The organism is Amycolatopsis sp. NPDC104587 (genome assembly GCF_055583645.1).
The window spans coordinates 490,926-509,956 of sequence record NZ_JBVJNO010000003.1; the positions used below are offsets into that span (position 1 = coordinate 490,926).

Genomic DNA, 19,031 nt, shown 5'->3' on the forward strand with positions numbered 1-19,031 from the left:
TTTACCGTACCAGTGCCCCGGTCATCGGACGGCCCGCCGGGGTCAGAACGTCGGCGAACGTCCCTCGAACGGCGTAGAGAGCACCACCGTCGTGCGGGTCGACACCTTCGCGGCCTCCCGGATCCGCCGCAGCAGGTCCTCCAGCGCCAGCGGCGACTGGACCCGCACCAGCAGGATGTAGGACTCGTCGCCGGCCACCGAGTAGCACGACTCGATCTCCTTGATGTGCTGGATCCGCTGCGGGTAGTCGTCCGGCGCGCCCGGGTCGTTGGGCGTCAGCGAGATCAGCGCCGTCAGCGGCAGCCCGATCTGCTCGCCGTCGAGCCGCGCGGTGTACCCGAGGATGACCCCGCGCTGCTCGAGGCGGCGCACCCGCTGGTGCACCGCCGACACCGACAGCCCGACCCGCTCGGCGAGGTCGGTGAAGCTGCGCCGGCCGTCGGCCGCGAGCTCCTGGACGATCGACTGGTCCAGCGGTTCCAGGCCGCCGACCGTCATGCGTTCAGCACGACGAGCTCGTGCGGCTGGTTGTTCACGGACTCAACGCCGTCTTCGGTGACGATCACGATGTCTTCGATGCGGGCGCCCCACCGGCCCGGCTGGTAGATGCCCGGCTCGACGCTGAAGGCCATGCCCGGCTCCAGCGGCAGGGTGTTGCCCGCGATGATGTAGGGCTCCTCGTGCACGTCCAGGCCGATGCCGTGCCCGGTGCGGTGGATGAAGTACTCGCCGAACCCGGCCTCGGCGATGACCTCGCGCGCGGCGGCGTCGACCTGCTCGGCCGTGACGCCCGGCTTGACGGCGGCGACCGCGGCGGCCTGGGCGCGCTGCAGCACGGCGTAGGTGTCGGCCACGTCGGCGTCGCGCGGGGCGCCGACGGCGTAGGTGCGGGTGGAGTCGGAGTTGTACCCGGCCGGCAGCGGGCCGCCGATGTCGACGACCACGACGTCACCCTTCTCGATGACGCGGTCGGAGACGTCGTGGTGCGGGCTCGCGCCGTTCGGGCCGGAGCCGACGATCACGAAGTCGGCCTGGGTGTGGCCCTCCTCGACGATGGCCGCGGCGATGTCGGCGCCGACCGCCGCCTCGGTGCGGCCGGGCCGCAGCCACTCGTGGACCCGCGCGTGCACGCGATCGATGGCGGCGCCGGCGTCCCGCAGCGACGCGATCTCGGCGGCGTCCTTGCGCATCCGCAGCTCCCGCACGACCGGGCCGGCGAGGGTCTGCTCGGCCTCGCCGAGCGCCGCGCGCAGCGCCAGGACGTGCAGTGCCGGGGTGAAGTCACTGACCGCGACCCGTCCGGGCTTGCCGAGCCGGCCCGCGACGAGCTGGTACGGGTCGTCGCCGTCCACCCAGGTGAGCAGCTCGACGCCGAGCTCGTCGGTCGGCACATCGGCGTACCCGGGCGCCTCTAGCTTCGGCACGACCAGCGCGGGAGCGCCGTCGGCCGGCACGACGAGGGTGGTGAGCCGCTCGAAGGAGCCACCGGCCTGCCCGATCAGGTAGCGCAGGTCGGAACCGGGCGCGATCAGCAGGGCATCGGTGTCCGCGGCCGCCGCGGCGGCGCGGGCCCGGTCGAGGCGGGCGCGAAGGGCTGCGGCGTCGGGGGCAGGCGTGTGGAGGGAACGGCGCGACATGGCCCCGAGCCTAGCCGGGTGGTCAGCCTGATCCACTCGCCCGGTGCCCCGACATGCCGCCCGCTCCCCCGACGGCGCACATCCGCTCAGGGGACGGGCGGCGGACTCGACGCGGCGCCTTGCCGCCGGAGGTGCACTCCCCCGGCGGGACGGGCATGGCTCGGGATCGGGGCGGCCGGCGGTGAGCATCTCCCCCGGTGCGCTCCTTCCCCACCCCAGGTGCGTCGCGCCCCCTGCCGGACGAGTTGGCGTGGCAGGCTGTGCGGGTGACCGGACCACTTGCCCTGCTCGACTCCGCGAGCCTCTACTTCCGCTCGTTCTACGCCCTGCCCGACTCGATGCGCGCCGCCGACGGGACGCAGGTCAACGCCGTGCGCGGGTTCGCCGACACGATCGCGCGGATCCTCACCGACCGGCACCCCTCGCGCCTCGTCTGCTGCCTCGACGCGGACTGGCGGCCGAAGTTCCGCACCGACCTGCTGCCGAGCTACAAGGCGCACCGGGTCGCCGAGGAGACCGACGCGAGCAACCCCGACGTCGAAGAGGTCCCCGACACCCTCACCCCGCAGGTGCCGATCATCCTCGAGCTGCTGGAGGCCTTCGGCTTCGCGACCGCGGAGGCGGCCGGCTACGAGGCCGACGACGTCATCGGCGCGCTCGCCACCCGTGAGAAGACCGACGCCGTCGAGGTCATCACCGGCGACCGGGACCTGTTCCAGCTGGTGCGCACCGAGCCGACCCCCACCTCGGTGATCTACGTCGGCAAGGGCTGGGCCAAGGCCGAGGTGCTCGGCCCGGCCGAGATCGCCGAGCGCTACAGCCTGCCCCGCGAGACGGCCGGCCCGGCGTACGCGGACATGTCCATGATGCGCGGCGACCCCTCCGACGGGCTGCCCGGCGTCGCCGGCATCGGCGAGAAGACCGCCGCGAAGCTGATCACGCAGTTCGGCTCCCTCGACGCGCTCCTCGAAGCGTCCGCCGCGAGCGACGCCCGGGTGCCGCTCAAGACCCGCCTGCGCCTGGCCGACGCGGCCGACTACCTCGCGGTCGCGCCGACCGTGGTCCGGGTGGCCGTCGACGCGCCGGTCGAGCAGTCCCGGCCCGACCCGGTCCCCGCGACCCCCGCCGACCCGGACCGCGTCGCCGAGCTGGCCGAGCGGTGGAACCTCGGCAACTCGGTGGAACGGCTGCTGAACGCCCTGCCCGGAAACTAGAACAGCGTGCCGCACCACGGTGCGGTGACCGTGGTGAACAGCTCGTCGGCCCGTGCGACCGCCGCCGCGTTGTGGACTTCGATCCGGCCGGTGTCCGCCAACGCGGTCGCGCTCCACTCGCCGAGGTACAGCATGCCGAACGTGTCGGCGTCGAGCGCGAGGTCCGCCGTGGCGTCCGTGCGGTGGGCGCCGTCCGGGCCGACTTCGTAGTGCCCCGTGTTGGCCGGCAGGCTCCGGTCGGTCACCGCGAGCACCACCGGCTCGGCCGCGCGGTAAGTGCGGGCGGCGAGTGCCGCGGGGACGTCGACCGGGCGCAGCCACAGGTCGTCTTCGACGTCGAGGGTGCGGGCGTGCCGGTGGTCGGTCAGCATCGGGGCGAGTGGCTCGTCGACCGGGCGGTGCCGGGCGTGCACGGCCGACACCAGGTCCACCGACAGCAGGAACCGCCACAGCGCGGCCCGCGCGACCGGGCCGGCCGCGTGCAGGTCGCGGACCTCCAGCACGGCACCCTCCTCCGGTGCGTCGAGAGAGCGCCGCTCTACCGTCTTGTACACCGCGAAACCGTCGTCCCCATCCGGTCCACTGTGGACGACCACGACGTGGGTGCCGTCCCGGTCGACGTGCCGGTCGTGCGAGATCGGCCACCAGAGGTCCGGACGCCCGATCATGCCCGCCCGGCCGAGCCCGATCCGCCGGTACAGCCCGGGAACCTCCTTCACGGCCTCCTCGGGCGTGAGCATCCGGACGTCCCCGCCGGCCGGGACGCGCTCGTGCAGCCGGGCGGCGGGCCGCGGCAGCCGGACGGTCTTGCCGAGCGCGGCCGAGCCGTAGCCGAACCGGCCGTAGATCGTCGGTTCGCTCGCGTGCAGCACGGCCAGCGGGATGCCGCGCGCGGCGAAGTCGGCCAGCTGCACGGCCATCATCGCGGTCAGCACCCCGCGCCGGGTCCGGTCGGCGCGGACCCCGACGCCGTCGACCGCGGCGACCGGCACGACCCGCCCGCCGGGCACCGCGATCTCGGTGGTGTACGAGCTCGCGATCCCGATCGGGGTGTCCCCGTCGAACGCGCCGAACTTGTGCGCGGCGGGCCAGGAGTCCCCGAAACGGGCCCAGGGTTCGTCGGCGACCCGGTTGCCGTGCAGGGAACGGCTCAGCAGGTCGAACGTGCTGCGGCGGTCGTCTTCGGTGACGGGGCGGACGTCGAAGGTGCGCATGCCGCCGATCCTGCCGCCCCGCCCGAGCCGCGGCATCCCGTTTTCCGCCTCAGTAGTGGGTGCCGCTCCAGGACGCCACACGGGTGCCGAAGAGCCGGTCGGCCGCCGCGGGCGCGGCCGGGTCACGCACGACGATGCGGCCGGCACCGGCCAGTGCGGACGGCCGCCACGTGCCGAAGTAGACCATCGCGAGCGTGGTGACGTCGAGGGCGAGCCCGGCCGGCTCGCCGGTGCGCTCGGCGCCGTCCGGGGTGATCCGGTAGGTGCCGCTGTTGCCGGGCAGCACCGGGTCCGTCACCTCGACGACCACCGGCTCCGCGGGCCCGTATTCGCGGGCCGCCAACGCCTTCGGGACGTCGACGAGCCGGGTCCAGTGCTCGTCCCCGATCCGGTCGACGGTGCTCCGCCGGTGATCCTCGAGGATCAGCTCGATCGGCTCGTCGAGCGGCCGGGCCTCGGCGACGATCCGGTCGACGAGGTCGATGCCGAGCAGGAACCGCCACAGCCCGGCGAACGCGGCCGGCGTGCCGGCGAACAGGTCCACCAGGTGCAGCTGCTTGGTCCACGGGTGCTTCTGCAAGCCGTCGACGTAGTAGGTGGCGTACCCGTCCGGGCCGTCGGGTCCGTGGTGCACCAGCGCCTTCACCGGCGGGCTGGTGCGCCGCGCGTGGTTCTCGTAGAGCCGCCACAGCACCTCGGGCCGGGTCATCATGCCCGGCCGGAACTCGAGACCGTCGTACACGCGCGGACACACTTCCAGCGCTTCGTCGAGCTCCAGCAGCTCGACCTCACCGCCCGACGGAACGTCCGGGTGCAGCCGCGCCCGATGCCGGTCGACGCTGTAGCCGCGGCACCGGGTCGCCAGGCCGTACCCGAACCGCCCGTAGATGGGCGCCTCCGACGCGAGCAGGTTCGCGAACACCACACCCCGCGCGGCGAAGTCCGCCAGCTGGGTCGTCATCAACGCCCTCAGCACACCGCGGCGCGTGCGGTCGGCCCGCACGCCGACCCCGGTCACCCCGGCCATCGGCAGCCGCGCGCCGCCCGGGACGGTCAGCTCGGCGTCGAACGACCGCGCCGTCCCGACGAGCTCCGGGTCGAACGCCCCGAGCGTCCCGCCGGGCTGGTAGGCGCGGGCGGCCCGTTCCCAGTCCGCGTCGTCGCTCGGCGCCGCGTGCAAGCTGTCGCGGAAGAGGTTGCTCGCGGCACGGTGCTCGTCGACGCGCAGGGTCCGGATCTCGAAATCGGTCATGCCCGGATCATCGCCGGAACGACCGAGGTCCGGCCACCGGAATACCCCGGCGGCCGGACCTCGGCTCGTGCGCTCGCCTTACTTCGCGGCGGGCGGCGACACCTCGTAGTTGCCGCCGTCACCCTTCACCGTGATAGTGATCTGCTGCGGCTTGCCGGCGATGGTCGCGGTGCACTCGAACTTCGCACCGTCCTCGACCTTCTGCTCGGCCGGGCAGGTGACCCCGGTGACCCCGTCGATCTTGTAGGTCTCCGTCAGCAGCTTCTGCACGTCGGTCTGCATCTGCGTGTTGTTGAAGACCTGCGTCTTGAAGAACCCGGGCGCGACAAAACCGAGGATGCCGACCACCGCGACGACCACGACCAGCACCACGATGCCGATCAGCAGGCCCTTCTTGGACTTCTCCGGCTTCTCGCCCTCCGGAGCCGCCCCGCCGGGGAACTGCTGCTGCTGGCCGTAGTCGTACTGGCCCGGCTGCTGCTGGCCGTACTGCGGCTGCGCCTGCGGCCCGCTCTGCGGGTACGCCCCACCGGGCTGCTGCCCGTACTGCGGCTGGGCCTGCGGGCCGCTCTGCGGATACCCGCCGCCCGGCTGCTGCCCGTACGGCGGCGGCTGCTGGCCCCACTGCGGCTGCTGCGGCGGGGTGTACCCGCCGGGCTGCTGCCCGTACTGCGGCTGCTGAGGGTGCTGCGGCTGGCCCCACTGCTGTTGCTGGTTCGGGTCGTACGAAGGCGGCTGCTGGCCCCACTGGGGCTGTTCCTGCGGGCCGCTCGGCGGGTACGCGCCGCCCGGCTGCTGCCCGTACTGGGGCTGCTGTGGGTCGTTGCCGCCATACGGCGTGCTCATCGTCTGCCTCCGCCTGCCTCGATCATCTCGCTGTCCACCCCGAAACCGTCGTCAAGCCGCGTACGCACGGTGTTGTTCGCGATCCAACCACAGGTCGGAGCCGAGCACACGTGTCCACGCACATCCCCGCCGCCGCCGGCGAGCAGGCCTGACACGGAGTTCACGCCGCGCCCGCGGCCACCACGCCCCGGCGCAGCGCCTTCACCGCCTCGGCCGCCGCCGCCCCGACCGGGTCACCCTTGCCGAGCACGTCCCGGATCTGGTCGAGCAGGTCGATCACCTGGCGTGACCAGCGGACGAAGTCCCCCGCCGACAGCTCCTGGCCGTTCGCCTCCGCCGCCGTGAGCACCTTCTCCAGCGACTCACCCCGCGCCCACCGGTAGACCGGCCAGGCGAACCCCGCGTCCGGCTCCCGGGTGCGGTCGAGCCGGTGCCGCCGCTCGTCCTCGGTCAGCTCCACCCACAGCCGCGCGGTCTCCTCCCACGCCTCGGGCACCGCGCCGCCGGGCAGCCGCGGTTCCCCGGCGGTGTCCCGGCGCGCCTCGAACACGAGCGTCGAGACGACGGCGGCGAGCTCCGCCGGCCCGAGCTTGCGCCACACGCCGTGCCGGATGCACTCCGCGGCCAGCAGGTCGGACTCGCTGTAGAGCCGGGTCAGGCGCCGGCCGTGCTCGGTGACGCGGTCCTCGCCGTCCCCGGCCGACTCCGGCCCCAGGTAGCCGCGCTCCCCCAGCAGCGCCAGGATCCGGTCGAACGCGCGCGCCAGCGAGTGCGTGGTCGCGGCCACCTTCCGTTCCAGCTGCTCGGTTTCCGCCGTCAGCCGCTGGTACCGCTCGACCCAGCGCAGGTTCGCCTCCCGCTCGGCCAGCCCGTGACCCGGGTGCGCGCGCAGGGCCCGCCGCAGCGCCGCCAGCTCGCCGTCCTCGTTCGTGCCGGACCGCCGCTTCTGCCTGCCCGGCAAGGAAATCCCGGCGTTGCGCAGGGTCGAGGCGATGTCCCGGCGGGTCTTGGGCGAGCGCAGCTCGATGTGCTTGGGCAGCTTGATCCGGCCCAGCGCCTCCACCGGGGCCGGGAAGTCGGCCACCGACAGCGGTCCGGACCACCGGTCCTCGGTCACCACGACCGGCCGCGGCTCGCGGATCGGGTCCAGCCCGGGATCCACGACGACGGCGAGCCCCGCCCGCCGGCCCGCGGGCACGGCGATGACGTCACCCTTGCGCAGCTTCTCCAGCGATTCGGCGGTCCCGGCCCGCCGCACCGCCGTGTTCTGCCGCGACAGCGCCTTCTCCCGCGTCGAGATCTTCGCGCGCAGCTCGACGTACTCGAGCATCTCGTCGAACTCCCCGGTCACGGCGGCGGCGTAGCCCTTCAAGGCTTCCTTGTTCCGCTCGATCCGCCGCGCCGTGCCCACCACCGACCGGTCGGCCTGGAACTGCGCGAACGACTGCTCCAGCAGCTCCCGCGCCGAGCTCGCGCCGACCTGGGCGACCAGGTTCACGGCCATGTTGTAGCCGGGCCGGAACGACGATCGCAGCGGGTACGTCCGCGTCGAAGCCAGCCCGGCGACCTGCTTCGGGTCGACCCCCGGCTGCCACGCCACCACGGCGTGCCCCTCGACGTCGATGCCGCGCCGCCCGGCTCGCCCGGTGAGCTGCGTGTACTCCCCCGGCGTCAGGTCGACGTGCGCCTCGCCGTTGTACTTCACCAGCCGTTCGAGCACGACCGTCCGGGCCGGCATGTTGATGCCGAGCGCGAGGGTCTCCGTGGCGAACACGGCCTTGACCAGCCCGCGGACGAACAGCTCCTCGACCGTCTCCTTGAACGCCGGCAACAGCCCGGCGTGGTGCCCGGCGATCCCGCGCTCCAGCGCCTCCCGCCACTCCCAGTACCCGAGCACCCCCAGGTCACCCTCGGGCAGCTCGGACGTCCGCTCCTCGATGATCCGGCGGATCTCCTCGACCTCGTCCGGCCCGTTGAGCCGCAGCCCCGACCGCACGCACTGCGTGACCGCGGCGTCACAGCCGGCCCGCGAGAAGATGAACACGATCGCCGGCAGCAACCCCGCCCGGTCCAGCTGCTCCACCACGTCCACCCGGGACGGCGGCCGGAACCGCGGCATCCGCGGCGCACCCCGCCGCGACCCGCGCGGACCACGGAAGCCCGCGGGCGCGTACTGGCGGCCGATCTCTTCGGTGCGCCGCAGCAGGGTCGGGTTGATCCGCAGCTCCGCGCCGGCCGCGTGGACGTCCTCGCCGGCGAACAGGTCCAGCAGCCGGTTCCCGACCAGCATGTGCTGCCAGAGCGGCACCGGCCGGTGCTCGTCGACGACGACCGTGGTGTCGCCGCGGACCTCCACCAGCCATTCGCCGAACTCCTCGGCGTTGCTGACGGTGGCCGACAACCCCACCACGCGGACGTGCTCGGGCAGGTGCAGGATCACCTCTTCCCAGACCGCGCCCCGGAACCGGTCGGCGAGGTAGTGCACCTCGTCCATGACCACGTACCCGAGGTCGGTGATGGTCGACGACCCGGCGTAGAGCATGTTGCGCAGCACCTCGGTGGTCATCACGACCACCTGGGCGTTGCCGTTGATCGAGGAGTCGCCGGTCAGCAGCCCGACCGCGTCCGAGCCGTAGCGCGCCACCAGGTCGCCGTACTTCTGGTTCGACAGCGCCTTGATCGGCGTCGTGTAGAAGCACTTGCGGCCTTCGGCCAGCGCCAGGTGCACGGCGAACTCGCCGACGATCGTCTTGCCCGCGCCGGTGGGCGCGCAGACGAGCACACCGTGGCCGCCTTCGAGCGCTTCGCACCCGCGGATCTGGAACTCGTCGAACTCGAAGGACGCTTCCGCGGCGAAGCGCGTCAGCTGGGGGTACTTCCCACGACGCGAGGAGGCCGCGAAGGCCTCGGCCGGGGACTGAGAAGGGCTACTGGCCACCTCGTCAGGGTTCCACATGCCCCCGACAGTTTGCACGCGGTGTGACCGACGGCGTGGCGGCCCGCAGTCACCGCTTCTTTTGCTTCCGGCCGACACACGGTGTCGGCCGGAAGCGGCCACCGTATAGGTCGTTATACATCACAGTGGTGGGAACCGGTCCGGGCCGGGCGGCGTCGGAGGCTGCATGAGGGCGGGAGGTGGGTGGTGATGACCGAGCCGTGTCCGAGCTGCGGGCAGCTGGACCAGGTGCAGCACGTGCCCGCGGTCTACCACGGCGGGCATTCGTTCTACCGGGGTCAGGGGCCGGTGGTGGCCGTGCCCGCCGGTGACGGGGTGCTCTACACGAGCAGCCAGGTTTCCGGGATCACCGTCTCCGGGGTCGCAAGGGCGCTCGACCCCTTCCCTCCCCCGCGCCGCGGCGGCGGCCTGCTGGCCGCGGTGGTGCTGCTGGCGCTGGTCGGGAGCTGCTTCCTGCTGCTGCCGCTGTCGGCGGCCGACGACCCGCCGCCCGGTGGGGCCGGGGCGAAGGTGCTGGGGATCGTGCTGATCTCGCTGCCGTCGCTGTGCGTGTACGTCGCGGCCGGGACGCTGGTGTGGCTGTACGTCCGGCGGTTGCGGGCGCACCGCCGTCAGCGACGCGGGGTGCCGGCGGCGAAGCAACTGTGGGAGCAGGGCTGGTTCTGCCACCGCTGCGGCGGGGTGTACTTCGCGGACACTCGCGCCGAGCGGCTGCTGACGCCCGCGCACTTCCGGCAGCTGGTGGCCCGGGCGGGTGGGTACGAGCGTTAGGCCAGGACCGTCAGCGCGCCCGGGACGCAGCTGACCGTCACCGGCACGCTCCCTTGCGGCTCGCCGTCGGCGTAGGCGGGCCAGGTGTTGCCGGTCAGGGACACCGAACGGGCGCGCAGCGTGCGGACCGCCGGGTGGGTGAGGTGCTTGCCGGTGCGCAGGCCGGGGAGCATGCGGATCAGGCCGCGGCGGCTGACGTCCCCGACGACGGTGACGTCGAAGACGCCGTCCTCGGGGTCGGCCGTCGGGCAGATCGGGACGCCGCCGCCGTAGAAGCGCGTGTTGCCGACCGCCACCAGCGTCGCGTCGAGCTCCAGGCGCTCGGTGCCGGTGTCGACCACCACCGGCCGGGAGCGGAACGCGGCCAGCTCGGCGAGGATCGCCACGTCGTAGCGGCGCGGCCCGGACGGCCAGCGCATCCGGTTGGCGCGTTCGTTGACACTCGCGTCGAAACCCGCGCACAGCACGGTCGCGAACCAGGTGTCCCCGAGGCGGCCCAGGTCGATCCGCCGCCGGGCCCCCGACTTCAGGGCCGCCACCAGCGCGTCGACCGCCGCCGGCGGCTCACCGGGCACACCGAGGGCGCGGGCGAAGTCGTTGCCGGTGCCGGCCGGGACGAGCCCGAGCGCGACGTCGTGGTCGGCGCAGAACTGGACACCCTGGTGGGCGGCACCGTCCCCGCCGAGCACGACCAGCACGTCGAGGCCCGCGTCGTGGGAGGTCCGCATCAGCTCACGGGACTCTTCGACGGTGTTGGCGACCAGCACGTCGAGGCGGTCGACGGCGGCGCGCAGGCGCTCGGCGACCGTGTCCATGATCCGGGCGGCCGCGCCGTGCCCCGAGGCCGGGTGCACGGCGAGCGCGGCGTGGATCCCCACTACGTGATGTCGTCGGTGCCGGACCGGCCGCCGGAGGTGGTCGGGGTGGACGGCTCGTCGTCGATCTTGCTCGGCGTGTAGTCGAACGGCGCCGCTTCGTCGTCGTCCAGCTGGTCCCAGCCCTCGTCCGCGCGTTCCCGGTCCTTCTTGCGGTCGTGGATGCGGGCGAGCTGGACCGACAGCTCGAACAGCACCGTCAGCGCGCCGGCCAGGCCGAGCATCGAGAACGGGTCCGAGCCGGGGGTCACGAAGGCGGCGAAGACGAACAGCGCGAACACGATGCCGCGGCGCCACTTCTTCAGCTGCCGGTACTTGACCACGCCGACGCGGTTGAGCATCACCACGAGCAGCGGCAGCTCGAAGCTGATCCCGAAGATGATCAGCAGCGACAGCATGAACGAGATGTACTTGTCGGCGGTCAGCGCCGTGACGAACTCGTCCTGGCCGAAGCCCATCAGCAGCTGCAGGGCGTGCGGGAACAGCATGTACGCGAGCACCGCGCCGGCGGCGAACAGCACCGAGGCGAAGCCGACGAACGTCAGCGCGTACTTGCGTTCCTTGGAGTACAGCCCGGGCGCGATGAACGCCCAGACCTGGTAGAGCCACGCCGGCGAGAACAGCACGGCGCCGGCCGCGAGGCCGACCTTCAGCTGGATCATGAAGGCTTCGAACGGCACCGTCTGCAGCAGCTGGCAGCCCTGGTAGCCGTTGAGCCGCCGGTCCGGCGGGATGGCGCAGTACGGGTCCTTGACGATCTCGCCGAGCGACGGGATCGGCCCGACCTTGGTGCTGAACCAGAAGAAGCCCAGGATGCCGCCCACGACGACGGCGAGCAGCGCGAAGCCGAGACGGCGGCGGAACTCGTAGATGTGCTCGATGAGCGTCATCGTGCCGTCGGGGTTCTTGCGACGGCTGCGCTTGCTCCGCTTCGACCGGCGGGTGTCGCCGTTTCCGGAGGCGGGTTCCGCCACGGGATGTTCCGTTCTCGTCGGTGTCCGCCGGAGCGCGCCGGCTGGGGCGCGCTCCGGCGGACCAGGGACCGGGTGTGGCCTAGCCGCTCAGCTGGCGTTCTTCTGCGGCTGGTCGGCGGACTGCTGCTTCTTCAGCTCGTCGAGCTGCCGCTGGAGGTCGGCGACCTGCTGGTCGGTCGCGGCGGTCGCCGGCGGGGCGACGGGCGTGGCCGGGATCTGCTTGGTCTCGACGGGCTCGGCGTCCTCGTGCGAGGCGCTCTTGTCGCCCGCGAGGTCCTTGGTCTCGGCCTTGAAGATCTTCATGGACTTGCCGATCGACCGCGCCGCATCGGGAAGCCGCTTGGCCCCGAACAGCAGCACGACGAGCAGCACCAAGATGATCAAATGCCATCCTTGCAATCCGTTGGCGAACAAGATGGCCTCCTATCTGCGTCTGGTAGGGATGTTACTGGTTTTCCGGTTTCCGGCGGCGCTCCGCGAAGGCGACGCGCAGCGCGGCCGACCGCGCGCGGAGGAGCCCGGCCCGGTCCTGGGTGTTCGTAGCCACCATGCTTGCGGTCTGCTTGAAACCACGCAAGACCTTGGCGGTCCGCACCAGCAGGACGACGAGCAGCAGCAGGCCGATCGCGGCGAGCACGACGGTGGGCAGGTACGGCACGTCGATCACCCTAGTGGTCGCAGGTTGACGGAAGGTGACGGGCTCGGGCCACCGCGTCGGCCGCCCGGCGTCCGACGTCCGCCGCGAGGTCGGCCGGGCTCTCCACCAGCGCTTCCCCGCCCAGACCCAGCACCAGGCGCACCATCCACGACTGGTCGGCGTAGCGCATCCGGATGCGGAGCCGGCCGCCGTCGAGCTCGTCGAGCTCCTCGCAGGGGTAGTACTCGGCTACCCAGCGTGCGTCCGGATCGAGGACGAGCACCGCTTCCCGCTGGTCGGGACGCTCGCGGAAGACACCGTCGGAAATGTCGGTCGGGTGGGCGTGCGCGGGCGGCCGGGACGGCTCGTCGAGCACCGTCAGCTCGTCGATCCGGTCGAGCCGGAACAGCCGGACGCCCTCGGCGCGGCGGCACCAGGCCTCCAGGTACCCGACGGCCTGCACGATGAGCAGCCGCATCGGGTCGACCGTGCGCTCGGTGACCTGGTCCTTGGACGCGGTGTAGTAGCGGATCCGCAGCGCCCGCCCGTCCTGCAGCGCCTGGGCGACCCGCTCGCGGGTCCGCGCGGTCTTCTTGCCTTCGCGCACACCCCCGCCGACGACGACGCCGGCGGGCTGGGCCTGCCCGGCGGCCGACTCGATCTTGGCGATGGAGCGGCGCACCGCGTCGCCGTCGACCACGCCCGGCGTCTCGGCCAGCGCGCGCAGCGCGACCAGCAGCGCGGTCGCCTCGCCGCCGGTGAGCCGCAGCGGGCGGTTCATCCCGGCGTCGTGGGTGACGACGATCGTGTCCCCCTCGAAGGACAGGTCGATCAGGTCACCGGGCCCGTAGCCGGGCAGCCCGCACATCCACAGCAGCTCGAGGTCCTTGCGCAGCTGCTTCGGCGTGACGTCGAAGTCCTGCGCCGCCTCGTCGACGCGGATGCCCGGGCGCGCCAGCAGGTAGGGCACGAGCGCCAGCAGCCGCGGCATCCGGTCGGTGGACCCGCTCACGAAGCGCTCCCCTGCCGGGCCACGACGGCTTCGAGCCGGTCCTGGACCGTCTTGGCCAGCACGTCGGGTTCGAGCACGAGGACGTCAGGGCCCTGGGCGGTGATCCAGTCGGCCGCGGACTCCGGGAAGTACAACCCGATCTCTACGAGGTCGCCCTCTTCGCCGTCGACGGTCTCCCGGCCGATGACCTTCCCCCGGCGGCGGACCCCGGCGGCGCGGCCGTCGGCGACCCAGAGCCGCGCGGTGGTCACCGGGGCCGGTTCGGAGTCACCGGTCACCGACACGAGCTTGAGCAGGTTGACGCCTTCCGGGCGGTGCACGGCGCCGGGCCTGCCGACCGGACGCACCTGGCCGGTGACGCGGGAGAGGCGGAAGCAGCGGGTGGCGCCGCGGTCGCGGTCGTGCCCGACGACGTACCAGCGGGCCTTCCACGACACGACACCCCACGGCTCGAGGGTGCGCATGATGCGTTCGGGCGAGCCGCTGCGGCGGTATTCGAAGCGCACGGCCTGGCCGTTCTGCACCGCGGCCAGCAGCGGCCCGAACGCCGGTTCGGCGCGCACGCGCGGCTCGACGATCATCGGCGCCTGGTCGTCGACCTCCAGGCCGGCGGCGCGCAGCTTCACGAGCGCGCCCTGCGCCTGCCCGGTCAGCTCCGGGGAGTCCCACAGCCGGGACGCCAGCGCGACCGCGGCGGCTTCGTCGGGGGCGAGGTCGATCTCGCCGAGCTCGTAGTCGCGGCGGGCGATGCGGTAGCCCTCGATCGCGTCGAAAGCGGAGTTGCGGCCGGTCTCCAGCGGGATGCCGAGCTCGCGCAGCTCGGTTTTGTCGCGCTCGAACATCCGGAAGTAGGCGTCGTCGCTGGCGGCGTCGCCGTATCCGGGCACGATGCCGCGAATCCGCTCGGCAGTGAGGTACTGCCGGGTGGACAGGAGGGCCAGCACCAGATTGACCAGCCGTTCGGCGCGTGCGGTGGACACCCGGTAGAGCCTAGCCCGCGCCGCCCGGCCCGATCGTGAGGTCCGGGGTGCGCGCGTCGTAATCGCCCCTCGCGGCGTCCACGGCGTCGAAGTTCGCCTCGGCCCAGTCCTTGAACCCGGCCATCAGCGCGCGCAGGCTTTCTCCCAGCGGGGTAAGGGAATAGTCGACGCGCACGGGCACCGACGGGGTCACCTCGCGGCGCACCAGGCCGTCGCGTTCGAGCACCCGAAGGGTCTGGGTGAGCATCTTCTGGCTGACTCCGGCGATGCGCCGCGAAAGGTCGCTGTAGCGCTGCGGGCCGTCACCGAGCGCGACGAGGACCAGGCTGACCCACTTGCCGGCGATCTCGTCGAGCAGCTTCCGGGTCGGGCAGGCGGCGAGGTAGGCGTCGTAGGCGGCCTTCTCGTCCTGCCGCCGCTGTTCCGCCGTGCGCGTGGGCACCGGGCGAACCTCCTCGTGCTGTGGGCACCTTCGGGTGCGTACTTTCCGTTGGAGAGTAGCTCCCCCTACGTTCGCGAGGAAGGTTCACCTCGCGAAGGAGACGAAGATGCGTGCGATCGTGGTCCGCCGGTTCGGTGGCCCGGAGGTGCTGGAGCAGCTCGAAGTGCCGGTGCCCGAGCCGGGTCCCGGGCAGGTGCGGATCCGGGTGGCGGCGGCCGCGGTCAACCCGGTCGACGTCGCCACCCGGGCCGGGATCCTGACCGAGGCCGGGGTGATCCCGCCGCGGGAGGTGCTCGGCCTCGGCTGGGACGTCGCCGGCGAGGTCGACGCGGGCTCCGGCTTCGAGGTGGGCACCGCGGTGATCGGCCTGCGCGACCGGATCGCCGGCCCGCTGGGCGCCTACGCCGAGCAGATCGTGCTGGACGCCTCCGCCGTGGCTCCGGCGCCCACCGGCGTCTCCCTCGTCGAAGCGGCCACCCTCCCTCTCAACGCGCTCACGGCCGCCCAGGCGCTCGACCTCGTCGAAACCACCGGGACCGTCCTGGTCACCGGCGCGGCGGGCGCGGTCGGCGGGTACGCGGTCGCCCTCGCGCACGCCCGGAAGCTGGCCGTCGTCGCCGTCGCGGCCGAAAGCGACGAAGCCACCGTCCGGGGCTTCGGCGCGGACCTGTTCGTCCCGCGTGGCCCGGACCTCGCCGAGCGGATCCGGGCCCTGGTCCCAGGCGGGGTGGACGCGGCCCTCGACACCGCGCTCCTCGGCCTGGACACGCTCGACGCGGTCCGCGGCGGCGGGGAGTTCGTGGCCTTCGCCGCCGGGGCCGCGCCGATCCCGCTGCGCGGCGTCCGCGTGCGGAACGTCTGGATCCGCGCGGACGGCGGGCGGCTGGCCGAGCTGGCCCGGATTCCTCCCCCGCGCGTCGCCGACGTGCTGCCGCTGGCGGACGCGACAAAGGCCCACGAACGGCTCGAAGCGGGCGGACTGCGCGGCAGGCTCGTGCTGACGCCGTGAATCGTGCTTAGCCTGGACGCATGGATGATCGTGTTCTTCTCATCACCGGCGCCTCACGCGGCCTCGGCGCCGCCACCGCGCGGCTGGCCGCCACCACCGGGTTCAAGGTCGCGCTCGTGGCGCGCAAGGCCGAGTCCGCCGCCGCGCTGGCCGCCGAGCTCGGCGAGGACCGGGCGCTGGCGCTCGGCGCCGACGTCGGCGACTGGCCGAGCATCTCCGACGCCGTGAGCAAGGCCGTCGAGCGGTTCGGGCGGCTCGACGCGGCCTTCGCCAACGCCGGCGTCGGCGTCGGGACGTCGTTCTTCGGCACCGGAGGTGACGACCCGGAGCAGTGGGCGGAGATGGTCCGCACCAACGTGCTCGGCGCCGCCTACACCGCCCGCGCGGTGCTGCCCGCGTTGGCTGAGTCCTCGGGGCACCTGGTGATCACCGGCTCGGTCGCCGGCCGGTTCATCCGCAACGCGAGCCTGTACTCGGCGACGAAGTGGGCGGTGACCGGCCTGGCCGGGTCGATCCGCGAGGAGGCCGTCGGCTCCGGTGTGCGGGTCACGCTGGTCAACCCGGGCATCACCGACACCGACATCCTCGACGAGGAGATGCGCAAGAAGCCGAAGCTCGAGCCGGCTGACATCGCCCGCGCGGTGCTCTACGCGCTGCAGCAGCCGCCGCACGTGGATGTCAACGAGATCATGGTCCGCCCGACCGGCCAGGTGCTCTAGCGGCTCAGGCGCGCGACGCGGCCCTGGGCGCCGCTGGCCCAGCAGCTCGGTCCGGCGCAGTCCACCGAGTCGAAGCTGCCGGTGTCGAACGACGTCCAGTGCCGCCCGCCGTCCGGGCTGTAGTCGCTGCCGCCGGTGCCGACCGCGATGACGCCGCCGCCGCGCCAGGCCAGCCCGGAGCGGTACCCGGCGGGGTACTGGCCCGGGGTGCGCCAGGTGCGGCCGCGGTCCTTCGTCAGCGCGACGGCCGGGCCGGGCGCGGTCGGGTTCGCGTAGTCGCCGCCGATCGCGATGCCCTCGCCCGGGGTCCGGAACGCGACGGCGAACACGCCGGCCGACGGGCTGCTCGGCAACGGCGTGTCGGACGCCGTCCAGTGGCGGCCGCCGTCGCCGGAGTGCAGGACGCGGGCGGTGGCTCCGCCGCCGGTGGCGAGCCAGGCGTCGAACGGTCCCGACGTGGTGATGCACTGGCCGCTGGCGGCGAAACCGGCCTCGCCGGGCAGGGCGGGCGGGAAGCCGCTGTCCGGCACCGGGCGCCAGCTGCGGCCGCCGTCGAAGGTGGCCTGGACGCGGAAGTGGCCGTCGACGGGGTCGCTCATCGCAAGGCCGCGCCAGGGGTCGAAGAAGGCCAGGCAGTCGTAGAACGCGGCGGCTTCGGTGTTCTGGAACGTCTGCCGCCAGTGCTTGCCGCCGTCGTCGGTCCGGTAGATCCGCGAGTCGGCGCCCGGGCCGATCGAGAGGGTCACGGCGTGGTCGGCGTCGAAGGCCTCGATGTCCCGCAGCTCGAGCGTCTCCGCACCCGGCGGGCCGACGGACTTCCAGCTCGCCCCGCCGTCGGTGGTGCGCAGGACGGTGCCCTGCGTGCCGCTGACCCACGCGACGCGGGCGCTGAGCGCGGACAGGCCACGGAACTGAGCCGTGACGCCGGTGGCCTTCACGTCCCACTTCGGCGAGTGCTCCCCCGCCGACGCCGGAGCCGCCACCGAGACCAGCAGGGCGAGCACGAGCAGCACAACACGCATGCGGGAGATCCTGCCGCACCCGCCCGGCGACTTTCGTAGGGAACACCGGGCGGGCGCGCGCGGGACTAGAGCGAGCTGATCAGGCGCTCCACGCGCTCGTCGACCGAGCGGAACGGGTCCTTGCACAGGACCGTGCGCTGGGCCTGGTCGTTCAGCTTCAGGTGCACCCAGTCGACGGTGAAGTCGCGCCCGGCGGCCTGGGCGGCGGCGATGAAGTCGCCGCGCAGCTTCGCCCGGGTCGTCTGCGGCGGGGTGTCCTTGGCGGCCTCGATCTCGCCGTCGTCGGTGACCCGGCGGACCAGGCCCTTGCGCTGCAGCAGGTCGAAGATGCCCCGGCCACGGCGGATGTCGTGGTAGGCGAGGTCGAGCTGCGCGATCCGCGGGCTGGACAGGTCGAGGTCGTGCTTGTGCCGGTAGCGCTCGACCAGCCGGTGCTTGATCGCCCAGTCGATCTCGGTGTCGATCTTGCCGAAGTCCTGCTGCTCGACCGCTTCCAGCGCCCGGCCCCACAGCTCGACGACCCGCTCGTTCGCCGGGGTCGAGCCGTTGTCCTTGAGGTGCTGCACGGCGCGGGCGTGGTACTCGCGCTGGATGTCCAGCGCCGAGGCCTCGCGGCCGCCGGCGAGGCGCACCTGGCGGCGGCCGGTGAGGTCGTGGCTGATCTCGCGGATCGCCCGGATCGGGTTGTCCAGGGTGAAGTCGCGGAACTGGACACCCGCCTCGATCATCTCGAGCACCAGGTTCGCCGAGCCGACCTTGAGCATGGTCGTCGGCTCGGCCATGTTCGAGTCGCCGACGATGACGTGCAGGCGCCGGTAGCGCTCGGCGTCGGCGTGCGGCTCGTCGCGGGTGTTGATGATCGGCCGTGACCGCGTCGTCGCGCTCGAGACGCCTTCCCAGATGTGCTCCGCCCGCTGCGAGAGGCAGTAGACCGCGCCGCGCGGCGTCTGCAGCACCTTGCCGGCGCCGCAGATGAGCTGGCGGGTCACCAGGAACGGGAGCAGCACGTCCGCGATCCGGGAAAACTCACCCGCGCGGGTCACCAGGTAGTTCTCGTGACACCCGTAGGAGTTCCCGGCCGAGTCCGTGTTGTTCTTGAACAGGAAGATGTCGCCGCCGATGCCCTCGTCGGCCAGCCGCCGCTCGGCGTCGACCAGCAGGTCCTCGAGGATCCGCTCGCCGGCCTTGTCGTGCGTGACGAGCTGGACCAGGTCGTCGCACTCGGCCGTCGCGTACTCGGGGTGCGAGCCGACGTCGAGGTAGAGCCGGGAGCCGTTCGACAGGAAAACGTTCGAAGAACGACCCCACGAGACGACCCGCCGGAAGAGGTAGCGCGCCACCTCGTCCGGCGAGAGCCTGCGCTGGCCGTGGAAGGTGCACGTGACCCCGAACTCGGTCTCGATGCCAAAGATCCGCCGCTGCATTCCACCAGAGTAGGCGCTGCACCCCCTTCGAAGGTGCGCCGTTCGGG

At 72.8% G+C, this 19,031-nt stretch carries 19 protein-coding genes; 4 read left to right on the forward strand and 15 right to left on the reverse strand.

Annotation, left to right across the window (positions count from 1 at the left end):
- Positions 1–42: 42 nt before the first annotated feature.
- Positions 43–498 (reverse strand): Lrp/AsnC family transcriptional regulator, encoded by a 456-nt coding sequence (locus tag ACZ61C_RS10380; RefSeq protein WP_247023285.1) that lies wholly within the window; start codon positions 496–498, stop codon positions 43–45.
- Positions 495–1,637, reverse strand: coding sequence for a M24 family metallopeptidase (locus ACZ61C_RS10385; protein WP_465305076.1), 1,143 nt, complete (start codon positions 1,635–1,637; stop codon positions 495–497). The genes ACZ61C_RS10380 and ACZ61C_RS10385 overlap by 4 nt, the downstream gene beginning before the upstream one ends.
- A 266-nt stretch (positions 1,638–1,903) precedes the next feature.
- Between ACZ61C_RS10385 and ACZ61C_RS10390 the strand changes: the two genes are divergently transcribed.
- Positions 1,904–2,851 (forward strand): 5'-3' exonuclease, encoded by a 948-nt coding sequence (locus ACZ61C_RS10390; protein WP_465305078.1) that lies wholly within the window; start codon positions 1,904–1,906, stop codon positions 2,849–2,851.
- Here ACZ61C_RS10390 and ACZ61C_RS10395 read toward each other — a convergent pair.
- From ACZ61C_RS10395 to ACZ61C_RS10410, 4 genes are all read right to left on the reverse strand, one after another.
- Complete coding sequence (locus tag ACZ61C_RS10395; protein WP_465305080.1) at positions 2,848–4,065, reverse strand: GNAT family N-acetyltransferase; 1,218 nt, start codon at positions 4,063–4,065, stop codon at positions 2,848–2,850. The two genes, ACZ61C_RS10390 and ACZ61C_RS10395, sit on opposite strands and share 4 nt — an antisense overlap.
- A gap of 49 nt (positions 4,066–4,114) precedes the next feature.
- A complete protein-coding gene (locus tag ACZ61C_RS10400) occupies positions 4,115–5,317 on the reverse strand; it encodes a GNAT family N-acetyltransferase (protein ID WP_465305082.1) in 1,203 nt (400 codons plus the stop codon).
- A 78-nt stretch (positions 5,318–5,395) separates the two neighbouring features.
- Positions 5,396–6,163: a DUF4333 domain-containing protein gene (locus ACZ61C_RS10405; RefSeq protein ID WP_465305084.1), complete on the reverse strand. Its 768-nt coding sequence runs from the start codon at positions 6,161–6,163 to the stop codon at positions 5,396–5,398.
- Between the two features lie 160 nt (positions 6,164–6,323).
- Complete coding sequence (locus tag ACZ61C_RS10410) at positions 6,324–9,101, reverse strand: DEAD/DEAH box helicase (protein ID WP_465305629.1); 2,778 nt, start codon at positions 9,099–9,101, stop codon at positions 6,324–6,326.
- Between the two features lie 207 nt (positions 9,102–9,308).
- Between ACZ61C_RS10410 and ACZ61C_RS10415 the strand changes: the two genes are divergently transcribed.
- Positions 9,309–9,890 (forward strand): hypothetical protein, encoded by a 582-nt coding sequence (locus tag ACZ61C_RS10415; protein WP_465305086.1) that lies wholly within the window; start codon positions 9,309–9,311, stop codon positions 9,888–9,890.
- Here the strand turns inward: ACZ61C_RS10415 and ACZ61C_RS10420 are convergent.
- The 7 genes from ACZ61C_RS10420 to ACZ61C_RS10450 all read right to left on the reverse strand — a co-directional run bounded on the left by ACZ61C_RS10420 (position 9,887) and on the right by ACZ61C_RS10450 (position 14,810).
- Positions 9,887–10,768: a diacylglycerol/lipid kinase family protein gene (locus ACZ61C_RS10420; RefSeq protein WP_465305088.1), complete on the reverse strand. Its 882-nt coding sequence runs from the start codon at positions 10,766–10,768 to the stop codon at positions 9,887–9,889. The genes ACZ61C_RS10415 and ACZ61C_RS10420 overlap by 4 nt on opposite strands.
- Positions 10,768–11,739, reverse strand: a complete 972-nt coding sequence (gene tatC, locus ACZ61C_RS10425; protein WP_465305090.1) for a twin-arginine translocase subunit TatC — start codon at positions 11,737–11,739, stop codon at positions 10,768–10,770. The genes ACZ61C_RS10420 and tatC overlap by 1 nt, the downstream gene beginning before the upstream one ends.
- A gap of 87 nt (positions 11,740–11,826) precedes the next feature.
- On the reverse strand, positions 11,827–12,123 hold the full coding sequence (gene tatA, locus ACZ61C_RS10430; RefSeq protein WP_395936003.1) for a Sec-independent protein translocase subunit TatA: 297 nt from the start codon (positions 12,121–12,123) through the stop codon (positions 11,827–11,829).
- A gap of 61 nt (positions 12,124–12,184) precedes the next feature.
- Positions 12,185–12,397 (reverse strand): bacteriophage holin, encoded by a 213-nt coding sequence (locus tag ACZ61C_RS10435; RefSeq protein ID WP_465305092.1) that lies wholly within the window; start codon positions 12,395–12,397, stop codon positions 12,185–12,187.
- Between the two features lie 10 nt (positions 12,398–12,407).
- Positions 12,408–13,388 (reverse strand): helix-turn-helix transcriptional regulator, encoded by a 981-nt coding sequence (locus ACZ61C_RS10440; RefSeq protein WP_465305094.1) that lies wholly within the window; start codon positions 13,386–13,388, stop codon positions 12,408–12,410.
- Positions 13,385–14,368 (reverse strand): helix-turn-helix transcriptional regulator, encoded by a 984-nt coding sequence (locus ACZ61C_RS10445; protein WP_465305096.1) that lies wholly within the window; start codon positions 14,366–14,368, stop codon positions 13,385–13,387. The genes ACZ61C_RS10440 and ACZ61C_RS10445 overlap by 4 nt, the downstream gene beginning before the upstream one ends.
- Before the next feature lie 10 nt (positions 14,369–14,378).
- The gene (locus tag ACZ61C_RS10450) at positions 14,379–14,810 is read right to left on the reverse strand and encodes a winged helix-turn-helix transcriptional regulator (RefSeq protein ID WP_465305098.1); all 432 of its coding nucleotides are present in this window, start codon (positions 14,808–14,810) and stop codon (positions 14,379–14,381) included.
- Between the two features lie 106 nt (positions 14,811–14,916).
- Here ACZ61C_RS10450 and ACZ61C_RS10455 point away from each other — a divergent pair, with 106 nt between their 5' ends.
- Together ACZ61C_RS10455 and ACZ61C_RS10460 are read left to right on the forward strand one after the other, a co-directional pair.
- The gene (locus tag ACZ61C_RS10455) at positions 14,917–15,819 is read left to right on the forward strand and encodes an NADP-dependent oxidoreductase (RefSeq protein WP_465305100.1); all 903 of its coding nucleotides are present in this window, start codon (positions 14,917–14,919) and stop codon (positions 15,817–15,819) included.
- A gap of 20 nt (positions 15,820–15,839) precedes the next feature.
- A complete protein-coding gene (locus ACZ61C_RS10460; protein ID WP_465305102.1) occupies positions 15,840–16,538 on the forward strand; it encodes an SDR family oxidoreductase in 699 nt (232 codons plus the stop codon).
- Here ACZ61C_RS10460 and ACZ61C_RS10465 read toward each other — a convergent pair.
- Both ACZ61C_RS10465 and pafA read right to left on the reverse strand, forming a co-directional pair.
- Positions 16,535–17,560, reverse strand: a complete 1,026-nt coding sequence (locus ACZ61C_RS10465) for a WD40/YVTN/BNR-like repeat-containing protein (RefSeq protein WP_465305104.1) — start codon at positions 17,558–17,560, stop codon at positions 16,535–16,537. The two genes, ACZ61C_RS10460 and ACZ61C_RS10465, sit on opposite strands and share 4 nt — an antisense overlap.
- A gap of 65 nt (positions 17,561–17,625) precedes the next feature.
- Entirely contained in the window at positions 17,626–18,984 is a 1,359-nt protein-coding gene (gene pafA, locus ACZ61C_RS10470) for a Pup--protein ligase (protein ID WP_364567011.1), read from the reverse strand.
- Between the last annotated feature and the right edge of the window lie 47 nt (positions 18,985–19,031).